We start from the raw sequence: 11517 nt of genomic DNA on the forward strand, positions 1-11517 counted from the left end.
GTGCGGGTACGCGTCCGGTCGGACGGACTCGACGGATGCGCAGGTCCGGACGGAGGCATAGGGATTGCATCCTTTTCGCCAGTAATGACCTATATAAAGAATGGCCTCGGACGCACAGCCACCGCTTATGGTGCTCTGACGGCCGGTGGGAAAAGCTGACGGCATACAAAGGGACAAGCACAGCTCCATCGCGCCGGACCCGTCGACCGGTGTGAAAAAGCGTGACCGAGTGCGACCCGGACAACAGCCGTGGATCTAGGAGAAAAGCTGTGAGCACCGAGAACGAGGGCACCGCGGTACCCCCCGCCCCGTCCGCACCCCCCGTGCCGGTGGACGCTCCCGCTGCTCCGGCGCCCCAGGCACAGGCCCCCCAGGGGCCGTACGGGCAGGACGCCCAAGGGCAGGCCCCTCAAGGGCCGTACGGGCAGGACGCCCTGGGGCAGGGTGCCTCCGGCGACGCCGGTCACCCCGGCGCCTCCTCTTCCGCCCCCGACCCGTCCTGGCCCCCGCCCCCGCCGCCGACCGCCCCCTACGGCGACGGCGGTTCCGGGTCCGGTCCGGGCGGCTGGGGTTCGTCGTACCAGCAGCCGGCGCCGAAGTCCGGCCGCGGACGCGGCGGTCTGGTAGCCGCGGTCCTGGTGGCCGCGCTGGTCGCGGGCGGCCTGGGCGGCGGGCTCGGCTACGTGCTGGCGAAGGACAACGACGAGAGCACCGGTTCCACGACGGTCTCGGCTTCCGCGAACGGCGGTGACGTCAAGCGCGACCCGGGCACGACCGCGGGCGTCGCCGCCAAGGCGCTGCCGAGCACGGTCACCATCCAGGCCGAGAGCACCAGCGGCGAGGGCGGTACCGGCACGGGCTTCGTCTTCGACAAGCAGGGCCACATCGTCACCAACAACCACGTGGTGGCGGACGCGGTGGACGGCGGCAAGCTGACGGCGACGTTCCCGAGCGGCAAGAAGTACGACGCCGAGGTGGTCGGTCACGCGCAGGGCTACGACGTGGCGGTCATCAAGCTCAAGGACGCCCCCTCCGACCTGAAGCCGCTCACCCTCGGCGACTCGGACAAGGTGGCCGTCGGCGACTCGACCATCGCGATCGGCGCCCCGTTCGGCCTGTCCGACACGGTGACGACGGGCATCATCAGCGCCAAGAACCGCCCGGTGGCCTCCAGCGACGGCAGCGGCAGCCAGGCGTCGTACATGAGCGCCCTGCAGACCGACGCCTCGATCAACCCGGGCAACTCCGGCGGTCCGCTGCTGGACGCTCGGGGCAACGTCATCGGCATCAACTCCGCGATCCAGTCGACCGGCAACGGCGGCTTCGGCACCGGCCAGTCGGGCTCGATCGGTCTGGGCTTCGCCATCCCGATCAACCAGGCGAAGTACGTCGCGCAGGAGCTGATCAAGAACGGCAAGCCGGTGTACGCGAAGATCGGCGCGTCCGTCTCCCTGGACGACAGCTCCGACGGCGCGCAGATCACCGACCAGGGCGCGGGCGGCGCGGCACCGGTCGAGCCGGGCGGCCCGGCCGCGAAGGCGGGCCTCAAGCCCGGCGACGTCATCATCAAGCTCGACGACCGGGTCATCGACTCCGGCCCCACCCTGATCGGCGAGATCTGGACCCACCAGCCCGGCGACAAGGTCACGATCACCTACGAGCGCGGCGGCAAGCAGCGTACGACCGAGGTCACCCTGGGATCCCGCGTCGGCGACAACTGACCCCCACCCGCCCGCACCGACCCGCTACCCTTGTCCCCGCGCCGCCGATCACGGTCGGCGCGGGGAGGCGTGCCCGAGCGGCCGAAGGGAACGGTCTTGAAAACCGTCGTGGCAGCGATGTCACCGTGGGTTCAAATCCCACCGCCTCCGCGCAGGTCATAGATGTTGCAGGTCAGAAGGGGTGCTTCTCGCTGAGGGGCACCCCTTCTGCATGGGCTCTGTCTCACCTTGATCCGGCTGTGTCGCGTTGTCGATCAGTGCGTGTGGACCAGCTCTGGCCTGTGGGACAGCGCTGCTTGCAGGTAGTCCGCTCCTGACGCGGAACCATCACGTTGACGATTCAGACGAGGGCCATGCTCCATAGCCCTCTTGAGCAACCTGACGTCTGGCCGGCTATGCCGCGGTCTCTGTGATGAGGACGGCGGCGGTGACCGGGCCCGGGGTGTCAGTTGTGGCTGCGTCGGCTACGGCGACCCGGACGGCGCGAGCGACTTCGAGTGGATGGTGTCCGCGGAGGACCGCGAGTTGGACCTCGATGTGGCGGCTGGGTGGATCGTCATGGTGCTCCACCTTGATCGGGCGGCTTCCCAGCACGGGGGCGAGGCGAGCGACGCCCGGAACAGCCGCCGCGACGTCCGCCAACTCACCGACGTGTCCCCACAGGAATCCCGTACCGGCCACCGGGGGTGAACTTCGCGCGGCTGCAGCTTCCGGCACGGGCCTCGTGGCCCTCGCTGCGGTCCGCGACTGCACGCCTGTCCCCGAGCCGTCATGGAGATCCGTGACGAGCAGGTCAGCTGTCAGGGTGGCCAGGCCTAGCCGGTCAGTGGCCGCTTTGAGCAGTGCGCTCCTCAACTGTTCGGCGGACTCGGGCAACGGCTGCCCCGGGGATGCTGTGAGTGCGGCTTCGATCCTGAGCGGGCCGGGCGGTAGCGCGCCGGCCGGCGGACGGACAGCAGGCTCGGACACGGCCTCGAGCGGTGCCGCCCCGATGCGCACAGACTCCAGCCGAACGCCGGGAATGTCGGCTGCAGCACGTCTGAGGGCCCGTACGGCTGCTTGCTCGGTGATCCATGTCCCGTCATCGGGCCCGCCGAGTGGAAGCAGCCGGCTCAGGTCGAGCTGGTGCCGTACGGCCGGCGTCCATGCCTCGGTCACCGGCTTCTCACCCTCTTCTCCTATGGCCACGGTTCTGCCGCACTGAACCCGGAGCGTCTGCGAGGACTCCGGCCGGGGACGCTCGGCCATCCGTTGAGCACCTCGCCACGATCCACCTCGGTCAAAACGTCCTAATATGAATATAATCTGAATAAATGGTGCCAGGTGGGCTTCTTGAGGGAGGAATATCCCTATGACTGAGAACACCGGCCTGAGGCACAGTGGTGCGCCCGAGTCTCGCGGCCGGACGGCCATCGCCGATGTGGTGGTGGAGAAGATCGCCGGAATGGCGGCGCGGGACGTGCGCGGCGTTCATGCCCTGGGCAGCGGATTCGCCCGCTCGATGGGATCCATGCGGGAGCGGATGCCCGGCGCCGGCAGCGGCAAATCCGCCACGCGCGGGGTCAGCGTCGAGGTCGGAGAGCTGCAGGCGGCCATCGATCTGGAGATCGTCGTCGATTACGGCGTCTCGATCACGGACGTGGCCGGCGCGGTGCGGGAGAACGTGATCTCCGCGGTGGAGCGGATGGCGGGTCGGGACGTCGTGGAAGTCAACATCATGGTCAGCGATGTGAGGCTGCCCGACGAGGAGGACGAAGGCGAAGAGCGGCAGCGGGTCCAGTAGCCGGGGCGGAGCAGCCCGCATGAGTGAAGGAGCGCGTGATGAGCAGGGCCGTGGTGGGCTTGATGGCCGGGATGGCGCTGGGTTTCGCCGCGTATTTCGGCAACTTCTGGGCTTTCCTGCTGGTGCTCGGGCTGGGCATTGTCGGTCTCGTGGCCGGGCGGTTCATGGAAGGTGACCTCGAACCGGGTGACTTCGTCCGTCGGCGAGACCGGCAGGAGCGGATCCGCGATGACCGGCGACGGGCTCGGGGAGACTGGCGGCAGTGACCGGCGAAGCCGACCGGCGCCCGGGCATTCCCCGCGGGGAGCGCGGTGCGATCACCGTCGCCGACCGGGTCGTCGCGAAGATCGCTTCCCACGTGGCGCGCGAGGCACTGAGCCGGTTCACCGAGTCGGCCGGCCACGTACCGCCCGGCCACCGGACGCCACACGTGGCCACATCCGTGCGGCGGGCACCGGAGCGGCATACCGCCGGAGGAGACGACGAGTCCACCGCCGGACGGCAGGTCATCGGCGAGGTGGGTATGCGCATCACCGTCGAGCTCGGCTATCCGTCCGACATCGGGGCGCAGTGCGCCGCAGTGCGCCGGGAGGTTACCGAGCGGCTCAGGACATGGGCCGGAATGGAGGTGTCCGACTTCTCGGTGTCGGTCGGGAAACTGCACTCGGAGCATGCGCGGCACACGGACCAGGCGAGGGTGAGATGAGCGCGAACACCTGGCGGCAGCCGACCGGTGACAGCGACCTTTCCTCCGATCCCGGAAAGGCAACTCCGTCCGCCGACGGCACCCCTAGGGCGGGCACGGGCTCGACGGCATCGGTCGGCGCGTCATCGCGCCGGTCGGCGCGCCGCTTCTGGTCTGCTCGGCGGGTCCCCGCGGCCTTGGTTGCCCTGTTGTCCGTCGCAGCCACTGGCCTGTTCCTGTATGACGTGGTCTCGGTGCGGGCAGGCGGACCCGCGATGCGCTGGCGGCGTCGGCTCGCCGAGGAACTGGCCACACGGCCCCTGGATGACATCTGGATGATCGTCGGGGCCGCGGTGGCGATGGCCTTCGGCCTGTGGCTTTTCCTGCTGGCGGTGACGCCGGGTCTGCGCGGGCTGCTGCCCATGCGGCAACCCACCGGTAGCCCCGGGGCGGAGGAGGTCCGCGCCGGGGTCGACCGCCGCGCGGTCGCCCTGGTTCTGCGCGACCGGGCCGTGCAGGTGCCCGGTGTCCAGTCGGCGCGGGTCGCTGTCGGCCGCCGGAAGGTCAAAGCCCGGGCAGACGCACATTTCCGCGATCCAGGGGAGGTCCGCGCGGACCTGGGCGCCACGCTGGGGGAAGCCGTGACGTCCTTGGGTCTCGCCCGGCAACCCGCGCTGACCGTGCAGGTCCGGCGCCCGAAGAAGGGCTGAGGTGAGTCCGGATGCTCAAGCCAGTGAACCGGGTGCTGCTGGGGCTACTCGGCCTTGGGCTGTTCGCCCTGGGCGGCGCCGTGCTGCTGGGCGGGCTGGATCTGCAACGCCACTGGGGTTTCGGCGTGCCGGGCTGGTGGCCCTTCCGCGGGCCGGACGATGTGATCCTGGGCGCCGGGGGACGCACCCGGTGGCGGGACGAGGGCTGGTGGTGGCCGACCGTGATCGCGGTGCTCGCCGTGCTGCTGGCCCTGCTGCTGTGGTGGCTCCTCGCACAGCGCAGGCACCGCCTGAGCCAGGTTCTCGTGGACAGCGAAGACGGCGCAGCGGCCCGACTCGACGGCCGCACGCTGGAGGACGTCATCGAGGAAGAGGCGCAGGCCCTGAACGGGGTGTCGCGCGCGCATGTACGGCTGACAGGCCGACGTACTGCTCCGGCCGCACGTGTGCGGCTGCTGCTGGAGCCTCACACGGACCCGGCGCGGATTCTGGGGCAACTGACCCGGGAAACGCTCGTACACGCGCGGGACTCGGCCGGCCTGGACCGCCTCCCGTCGAAGGTCAGACTCCGGGAAGCCCGCCACGGTGCCGACCGCGTCGCCTGACTACGGGCCAAGGGGACGTGGGGGGCTGACGGTGTTATCGGATGGGGCGCCGACCGGTGCGCTGGGACCAGCGGACGGCGATGAGGGCCAGTGCGGCCACGAGAATCGCGATGCCGATGATCAACAAGTAGCTCAGCCCCTCGGCCGCCACTCCGATGATTCCCAGCACGACGGCGACCAGAACGAGAAGCAGCAAGAAGGCCATGACGCGTACGCCTCCCAAGGGTGGATGAGCGCGGGCGTCAGCGGCGCGCGAGTTGCCGCTCGCCGCCTGCTCCCGTCCGGTAGGGCATGTCGTAGTGCTGGAAGATCGCTTCCTCTGACTCGGCGGGCAGGACGTCGTCCATGCCGAGCGAGGGCGCCTTCTTCACCAGCGTCTTGGCGTAGGAGACCTTGACGTAGCCGGGCCCGAGGATCGCCTCGTCGAGGGGGACGAAGGCCAGGTGGTGGCGGGTGGGGAGTCCGGTGCGGACCGTGGCCATGGCCGGTTCGTCGGTGGTGGTGTCCACGTAGACCGCTTCGAGCACGCCGATCTTGTGGCCCTTCGGGTCGACGACGCTGCGGTTGCGCCACTCGCGGATATCGGCTGAACGGATCATGGCGTGCCTCCTGAGCCGTTGATCCGGGGCCGGTTCGAGCCGCCCCTGCGGGCAGTCACAGCCTGCTGAACCTCGGTGGCCCATTGTTTGTTCAGGCTATCCGCGATTCGTCGCGTCGCGCCCTCGCGTGGCAAGGGTTTCGAACGTGGTAGTCGGCAGGCATGTCGATAAAGCCTTCCGGTGACGCGGACCGTTCGTCTCGGTTCGGGCGGCTGCACCGCGTGATCAGCCGTTCGCCAGTCGGGCGGGGATGGAGGCGGAGCAGGGATACCGAGCTGTGGTCGCGTTCGCTGGGCTTCGCGGCGCTGGGGCTCCTCACGCTGGTACCGCTGCTGATCATCGTCTCCGCTGCCGACGCCGAGCACGGGCGGGGGTTCGCGCAGTGGCTGGGGGAAGGGCTGGGCGTCTCGACGGCTTCCAGGCGGCAGGTCGAGCAGTTGTTCATCCGGCCCGGCCAGGCCCTGCGGACCACGACCGCGTTCGGTATCGCCGCTCTCGCCGTGTTCGGCCTGACGTTCGGGGCGGCGGTGCAGACCGGCTATGAGAAGGTCTGGGGCCTGCCGCCGGCTCGCTGGTGGGCCAGGTGGCGGCATGTGGTGTGGCTCGGTGTCCTCACCGGATACCTCTACGTCTCCGCCACCACGCTGCTGCGCGGACCTCTGGCCGGTGGGGCCGTCGCGTCGCTGAGTGCCGTCCTGTTCCTGTGGTGGTCCCAGCGCCTGCTGCTCGGCGGGAGGGTCCGCTGGCGTGCCCTGCTGCCCGGCGCTGTGGCCACCGTGATCGGGCTGCTCGGCCTGAGAGTCTTCTCCAGGCTCGTCTTCTCGCCGTTGATCGCATCCAACGCCGTCAGCTACGGGCCCGTCGGAACCGTCCTGGTCATCGAGTCCTGGCTGGTCGGCGTGGGCGTCGTGGTCTTCGGCGGGGCGCTGGTCGGCCGACTGCTGTACGAGGAATTTCTACGCATGGCACTGGCGCTGAAACGGCGCAGGTGACGGGTATCAGGGTCACACCCAACCGTCCTCCTGGCCTCTTTGCGTGCATCAGCAACGATCCTGTTCGCCTCTGCCCTGGCCTCTGCTGACGCTTGATCGGCGGTCTGTTGGACCAGGCTGAGAACCAGTGCGGCCGACTTGTTCGGGGTTGTGTCAGACAAATACCTTCGGGGTTGCCCCCAAGCGGGCCTCCGAAGGGACCTGGGGGGAAGGCCGTGTGCTGCGCGCCGTAGGCCCGACCACGCATGTCACTTAGCCGGGGTGGCGCACCGAGTTCCGACGCCGCAGCCGTGACCGCTTCTCGCTCATGGTCCAGCATCGAACGTGCCCGCTGCTGAGCTTGATCGAGGTCAAGGAGGTCTGCGCCGAACCCGCGTAGGTCGAGGGCCTGACGTGCCTCAATGAGCTCCTGACAGGCCTCTGTCGCCTGAGCCTGAGCAATCGCTCGCTGGTTCTGTGCTTCCAAGGCGTCTCATGTCCGTCGTGGCTGCGCGGCGCGTCTGAGTATCTGTGCTCATGTGCCGTGCCCGCCGGAACGCCATGCTGACCGCATGTACTCAGCAGATCATCACCCGATGGCGGAACGGCAGAGGCCTTGAGACAGGCGAGTGACCCATCATCCGGCGGGCAGCTGGGGGTTTGTGGCGTGCTGCTCGTCATCGACTTCGTGGTCATCGCCTGGATGGTGTACGGCTACGGGATGGCGGGATGGGCGGACGGCTACGAGAGCGACGGTGTCGTTCCGACGGGTGCGTCGCAGGCGGCGTCGACGGCGGCGTGGCTGCTGGGCGGCGGCGCAGTGCTCACGGGCGGTGGGCTCCTCGCCCTGGGGTGGCGTATCCCGGGCGTCGTGCAGTTGGTCGTCCTGGGAGGCGGGGCGGCGTACTTCTCCTCACTCGCTGCCGGTTGACAGGGCGCCTCCCCTCGTTTGAGCTGGGGCGGAGCGACCTCGCCGAGCTGAGAGGCATCCCTTCCGCATGGGGCGGCGGCGACCGGCTCTCCATCGTCTTCAGCCTTGAGACCCCACCACGCAGGAGTGTCATGACCAACACCAAGGCGCGCACGGCCGCGCTCATCACCCCCGTCGGGCGGGATGCCCAGGACGAGGCGAGGGTGCTGGCCGCGGACGGGCGTACGGGCAAGGCCGTGCGGCGGTTGCGCAGGGGCTCCTGGCTGAAGCGGGGCCCGGCCCGGGAGGCCGTGGAACTGCTGGCCGGGGGGCACGCGTTGCCCACGAGCAACGCCCAGGCGCTGGCCGCCCTGCGTCGACTCGACGCCGGGCTGGTCGAGGAGCTGACCGCTCTGCTCGACGACGGCCAGCAGATCGCCGCGGTCAAACTGCTGCGCGAGCGGACCGGTATCGACCTGGCCGGTGGCTATCACCTCGTCCTGGAGCTGGGCGGCCGGCCGGCTGAGGACTGAGCACCACGATCACCCTGGTGGTGGAGGCGCCGTCGGTGTCAGGTCGTGGCAGGTGTACCACTCCGTGCCGCGCAGCCGCTCGCGTTCGGGCGCGGGGAGCGCGGCGATCAGGCCCGGAGCGGCTCCCCGTGCCACCTCCGTGCGGTGGGCCAGGACCGCCGCGGTCTTCCGGTCCAGCCATGGGGTGACGTCGACGGTGGCGCTGACCCGTTCGTCGGGGACCGTGCGCATCGCTTTGCCCGTGGGGGCCAAGTGCCCCTCCCCCCGCCCCCAGGGCCGAGTGCGGGTGCGTGGCCAGGTGCAGGGCGCTCGGCTGCCACGGATCTCCGGCGTCCGGGAAGAGGCGTTCCAGGCCGGCGGCGTGGACCGCGCGTGGTCACCCGGTGGGTGTGCACGTGGTCCTCGTGGCCGGTCAGGCCGCCGTACGCGTCGTGGGTGACGACGGTCTCCGGGCGGAGGTCGCGCAGGTGCGCGACCAGTTCCCCCACCGCCTCGTCCAGCGGGGCGTCGCACCAGCGCGGCCTGTCCGGGTTCGGGAGTCGTCCTGCCCGGGCTGGGGGCGGTCCGCCTCCCGGACGCGGCCCCCGGCGCCGCCCTGCTGCTGCGCGCCGAGCGCGGGACGCGGGAGTCGGCGTAGCCCAGCATGCGCGGCGGGCCGGCGCCCAGGATGCGGAGCGCCTCGGCCAGTTCGGCGGCGCGCGGGGCGTCCGCCGACCAGGTCGTCGTCACGACGGCCGTGCGCGCGCCCGCCGCGGTGTTGCGGGCGAGGACGCCGCCCGCCGACAGGGACTCGTCATCGGGGTGGGACGAAGACCGCGAGAAGGCTCGGCGCCGGCATCGGCCCTCGCTACGGCAGGTCCGATGCCGAGCGCGGTGACTCGGTGATGCTGATGGCCTGGCTCGGGCACTTCTCCACCGCCTCCAGGATCTCCGGGTCCTCGCCCGCCTGCTCGCGACCCGGGCGGACGACGCCGAAGCCGTCGACGAACTCGAAGACAGCCGGTGCCCGGTGGGCGCACTCGGCGGAGCCGTAGCAGAGATCGCGGTCGACAGAGACCTTCATGCCGTTTCGTCCCCCTCCTGACGGCGTCGGGAGCCGATGGCCGTCGGGAGTCTGCCTGCCCAGCACGCCGTCGGCTGAACCGGCCGGCTACCGCGCGCCCCCGGCGGTCGTCAGCCAGTGGGCGACCCGGCGTACGGCGGCCTCGTCGAGCCGTTCGACCAGGGCCTGGACGGTGGTGTCGTCCTCGGGGGAGAGGTCGTAGAGGCCCGCCTTGGTCAGGCCGGCCATGAGGACCTGGTGGCGGCGGCCGGTCATCCGTTCCGCCAGTGTGGCCGGTTCGCCGGGGGAGGGTTCAGGGTCCGGCCGGTGCCCGGGGGTCTGCTGCGGCGCGGTGTCGAACCGGTGCCACGCGCCGTCCTTGGGCCCCCACAGGGCCACCGTCACCTCGTCGCCCCGGGCCCGCACGGCCCGGGTCATCTCGCCGAGGGCGTACAGCACGGGCGAGCGGTGGGGCGACTGCGCTGCCGTATGCCAGGAGCCCGCGGCCGGCCGGTAGAACATCGCGACCCAGCGTGGAGCACCCTGCGGTCGTGGGCTCTCGGGACGTGACTCCACTGCGCTCACCCCTGTACATCGCTCCGAAGCGGTACGGCAGGGCGACCATAGCTGACGGGCCGTCAGGTATCCAGGGTCCGCCGAGAGCTCGGTCCGTCAGGGCGAATCGAACGGTCCGCCGGGGTTGCGGGGCGGGGTCCGCCGGGGAGGATCACCACGTCGTCCGGCACCGGTCCCTCCCCTCGTGGGGACCGGTACCGAACGGTGGGGCTGTGGTCGTCCGGCTCGGACGGCAGCTGACCGGATGAGCCCGCTGTCGCGTCCGGATCCTGCCATTTTCGGCCACCGGGGAGGAGTCTCCGGTGGCCGACGGAGGGCATTACCGCAGGTCAGCCATATAAAGTGAGCTTTCCGGTCCGGACGTCCAGGCGTGGAAGTAAGGAGCTGAGGCCTTGAGTTCCGACTCGGGGGCACGCACCGCCTTCGCGGAACGCCTCGCACTGCTGTACAAGGAAGCTGGCAACCCTCCTCTCAAACGTGTGTCCGAAGCGGTCGTCCGGCTCCAGCGGGTCGACGAACGCGGGCGGCCCGTGCGCGTGTCCGCCCAGCGCATCAGCGACTGGCGGCGGGCCCGGAACGTACCGGCTCAGTTCCCCGCTCTCGCGGCCGTGCTGCAGGTGCTGATCCCCGAGGCGCGGCGCTCGCGACCCACGCCGGTCTCCCCCGGCCTGTACGACCTCGGCCAGTGGCAGCGGCTGTGGGAACGCGCGGTGGCCGACCCGGTCGGTGAACGGCCCGCGGAGTCCGCGGCGTCCGCGTCCGGGGAGCGGTCTGCGGACGGGGCCGGGTCCGCGCCCGGCGGGGTGTGCCCGTACCGCGGGCTGGCCTCCTATCGCCGGGAGGACGCCCGGTGGTTCTTCGGCCGGGAGCGGAGCACGGACGCGCTCGTCACCCAGCTCGGGGCCGCCGTGGGGACGGGCGGCCTGGTCATGCTCGTGGGCGCGTCGGGGGCGGGGAAGTCCTCGCTGCTGAACGCCGGTCTGGTGCCCGCCCTGCGGGACGGTGCGCCGGGCGGTAACGACGGCGACGGCAGCGGCGGCCGGGCGCGGCAGGTCGTGCAGCTCGTGCCAGGGGGTGACCCGCTGACGGAGCTGGGCCGCTGCGTTCCCGAGCTGGCACCCGTCGTGTCGGCCCTGGCCCCGCCCGGGGAGGCCCCGCCCCGGCCGGAGGCGACCGGAACCGGCTCCGCTTCCCGTCGAGTCCCCGACTCCCCGCCCTCCACCGGCTCCCCGGGGGACCGGCTCCGCCTCACGGGGAGCCTTCGACTCCCCGCCCTCCACCGGCTCCCGGGGGACCGGCTCCGCCTCACGGGGAGCCTTCGACTCCCCGCCCTCCACCGGCTCCCGGGGGACCGGCTCCGCCTCACGGGGAGCCTTCGACTG

14 protein-coding genes, 1 tRNA gene and 2 pseudogenes are annotated in these 11517 nt (G+C 71.0%); 12 read left to right on the top strand and 5 right to left on the bottom strand.

All coding sequences use genetic code 11. The features are described 5' to 3' along the window. The first annotated feature begins 269 nt into the window (after window positions 1-269). From ACFY9S_RS07295 to amaP, 8 genes are all read left to right on the top strand, one after another. The gene (locus ACFY9S_RS07295; RefSeq protein WP_391123954.1) at window positions 270-1721 is read left to right on the top strand and encodes a trypsin-like peptidase domain-containing protein; all 1452 of its coding nucleotides are present in this window, start codon (window positions 270-272) and stop codon (window positions 1719-1721) included. 63 nt (window positions 1722-1784) lie between these two features. Then, window positions 1785-1871 (top strand) — tRNA-Ser (locus ACFY9S_RS07300). Between the two features lie 219 nt (window positions 1872-2090). Then, on the top strand, window positions 2091-2411 hold the full coding sequence (locus ACFY9S_RS07305; RefSeq protein ID WP_391123956.1) for a hypothetical protein: 321 nt from the start codon (window positions 2091-2093) through the stop codon (window positions 2409-2411). Between the two features lie 661 nt (window positions 2412-3072). Then, the gene (locus tag ACFY9S_RS07310; RefSeq protein WP_391123958.1) at window positions 3073-3504 is read left to right on the top strand and encodes an Asp23/Gls24 family envelope stress response protein; all 432 of its coding nucleotides are present in this window, start codon (window positions 3073-3075) and stop codon (window positions 3502-3504) included. Between the two features lie 38 nt (window positions 3505-3542). Further along, on the top strand, window positions 3543-3770 hold the full coding sequence (locus ACFY9S_RS07315) for a hypothetical protein (protein ID WP_388318736.1): 228 nt from the start codon (window positions 3543-3545) through the stop codon (window positions 3768-3770). Next, window positions 3767-4210 (top strand): Asp23/Gls24 family envelope stress response protein, encoded by a 444-nt coding sequence (locus ACFY9S_RS07320; protein ID WP_391123960.1) that lies wholly within the window; start codon window positions 3767-3769, stop codon window positions 4208-4210. The genes ACFY9S_RS07315 and ACFY9S_RS07320 overlap by 4 nt, the downstream gene beginning before the upstream one ends. Beyond that, window positions 4207-4899 (top strand): DUF6286 domain-containing protein, encoded by a 693-nt coding sequence (locus tag ACFY9S_RS07325; RefSeq protein ID WP_391123961.1) that lies wholly within the window; start codon window positions 4207-4209, stop codon window positions 4897-4899. The genes ACFY9S_RS07320 and ACFY9S_RS07325 overlap by 4 nt, the downstream gene beginning before the upstream one ends. 11 nt (window positions 4900-4910) lie before the next feature. Continuing rightward, the gene (gene amaP, locus ACFY9S_RS07330; RefSeq protein ID WP_391123963.1) at window positions 4911-5504 is read left to right on the top strand and encodes an alkaline shock response membrane anchor protein AmaP; all 594 of its coding nucleotides are present in this window, start codon (window positions 4911-4913) and stop codon (window positions 5502-5504) included. A gap of 34 nt (window positions 5505-5538) precedes the next feature. On the opposite strand, the gene ACFY9S_RS07335 is transcribed toward amaP, so the two are convergent. Both ACFY9S_RS07335 and ACFY9S_RS07340 read right to left on the bottom strand, forming a co-directional pair. Further along, window positions 5539-5709 carry a hypothetical protein gene (locus ACFY9S_RS07335; protein ID WP_391123965.1) on the bottom strand — a complete coding sequence of 57 codons (171 nt, stop codon included), beginning with the start codon at window positions 5707-5709 and terminating at the stop codon, window positions 5539-5541. A 37-nt stretch (window positions 5710-5746) separates the two neighbouring features. Beyond that, window positions 5747-6103, bottom strand: a complete 357-nt coding sequence (locus ACFY9S_RS07340) for a PRC-barrel domain-containing protein (protein WP_391123967.1) — start codon at window positions 6101-6103, stop codon at window positions 5747-5749. 161 nt (window positions 6104-6264) lie between these two features. On the opposite strand from ACFY9S_RS07340, the gene ACFY9S_RS07345 reads away from it, so the two are divergent. From ACFY9S_RS07345 to ACFY9S_RS07355, 3 genes are all read left to right on the top strand, one after another. Next, on the top strand, window positions 6265-7095 hold the full coding sequence (locus tag ACFY9S_RS07345; RefSeq protein ID WP_391123969.1) for a ribonuclease BN: 831 nt from the start codon (window positions 6265-6267) through the stop codon (window positions 7093-7095). Between the two features lie 646 nt (window positions 7096-7741). Beyond that, the gene (locus ACFY9S_RS07350) at window positions 7742-8005 is read left to right on the top strand and encodes a hypothetical protein (protein WP_391123971.1); all 264 of its coding nucleotides are present in this window, start codon (window positions 7742-7744) and stop codon (window positions 8003-8005) included. 131 nt (window positions 8006-8136) lie between these two features. Then, window positions 8137-8517 carry a hypothetical protein gene (locus ACFY9S_RS07355; protein WP_391123973.1) on the top strand — a complete coding sequence of 127 codons (381 nt, stop codon included), beginning with the start codon at window positions 8137-8139 and terminating at the stop codon, window positions 8515-8517. 9 nt (window positions 8518-8526) lie between these two features. Here the strand turns inward: ACFY9S_RS07355 and ACFY9S_RS07360 are convergent. The 3 genes and pseudogenes from ACFY9S_RS07360 to ACFY9S_RS07370 all read right to left on the bottom strand — a co-directional run bounded on the left by ACFY9S_RS07360 (window position 8527) and on the right by ACFY9S_RS07370 (window position 10081). Continuing rightward, window positions 8527-9355: pseudogene (locus ACFY9S_RS07360) on the bottom strand (PIG-L deacetylase family protein). Between the two features lie 9 nt (window positions 9356-9364). Beyond that, window positions 9365-9580, bottom strand: coding sequence for a 4Fe-4S domain-containing protein (locus ACFY9S_RS07365; RefSeq protein WP_391123974.1), 216 nt, complete (start codon window positions 9578-9580; stop codon window positions 9365-9367). 87 nt (window positions 9581-9667) lie between these two features. Next, the gene (locus ACFY9S_RS07370; RefSeq protein WP_391123976.1) at window positions 9668-10081 is read right to left on the bottom strand and encodes a hypothetical protein; all 414 of its coding nucleotides are present in this window, start codon (window positions 10079-10081) and stop codon (window positions 9668-9670) included. Between the two features lie 446 nt (window positions 10082-10527). Here ACFY9S_RS07370 and ACFY9S_RS07375 point away from each other — a divergent pair. Continuing rightward, window positions 10528-11517 (top strand): annotated as a pseudogene (locus ACFY9S_RS07375) (hypothetical protein); the annotation flags it as partial.

Source organism: Streptomyces sp. NPDC012474 (genome assembly GCF_042955185.1).
In the GTDB taxonomy this organism is placed as follows: Bacteria; Actinomycetota; Actinomycetes; order Streptomycetales; family Streptomycetaceae; genus Streptomyces; species Streptomyces cahuitamycinicus.

What these genes read in the sequence shown, in the direction of transcription:
- ACFY9S_RS07310 (WP_391123958.1), top strand. Translation starts at nt 3,073, where the DNA reads ATGACTGAGAACACCGGCCTGAGGCACAGTGGTGCGCCCGAGTCTCGC.
- ACFY9S_RS07315 (WP_388318736.1), top strand. Translation starts at nt 3,543, where the DNA reads ATGAGCAGGGCCGTGGTGGGCTTGATGGCCGGGATGGCGCTGGGTTTC.
- ACFY9S_RS07325 (WP_391123961.1), top strand. Translation starts at nt 4,207, where the DNA reads ATGAGCGCGAACACCTGGCGGCAGCCGACCGGTGACAGCGACCTTTCC.
- amaP (WP_391123963.1), top strand. Translation starts at nt 4,911, where the DNA reads ATGCTCAAGCCAGTGAACCGGGTGCTGCTGGGGCTACTCGGCCTTGGG.
- ACFY9S_RS07335 (WP_391123965.1), bottom strand. Translation starts at nt 5,709, where the DNA reads ATGGCCTTCTTGCTGCTTCTCGTTCTGGTCGCCGTCGTGCTGGGAATC.
- ACFY9S_RS07340 (WP_391123967.1), bottom strand. Translation starts at nt 6,103, where the DNA reads ATGATCCGTTCAGCCGATATCCGCGAGTGGCGCAACCGCAGCGTCGTC.
- ACFY9S_RS07345 (WP_391123969.1), top strand. Translation starts at nt 6,265, where the DNA reads ATGTCGATAAAGCCTTCCGGTGACGCGGACCGTTCGTCTCGGTTCGGG.
- ACFY9S_RS07355 (WP_391123973.1), top strand. Translation starts at nt 8,137, where the DNA reads ATGACCAACACCAAGGCGCGCACGGCCGCGCTCATCACCCCCGTCGGG.
- ACFY9S_RS07365 (WP_391123974.1), bottom strand. Translation starts at nt 9,580, where the DNA reads ATGAAGGTCTCTGTCGACCGCGATCTCTGCTACGGCTCCGCCGAGTGC.
- ACFY9S_RS07370 (WP_391123976.1), bottom strand. Translation starts at nt 10,081, where the DNA reads ATGTTCTACCGGCCGGCCGCGGGCTCCTGGCATACGGCAGCGCAGTCG.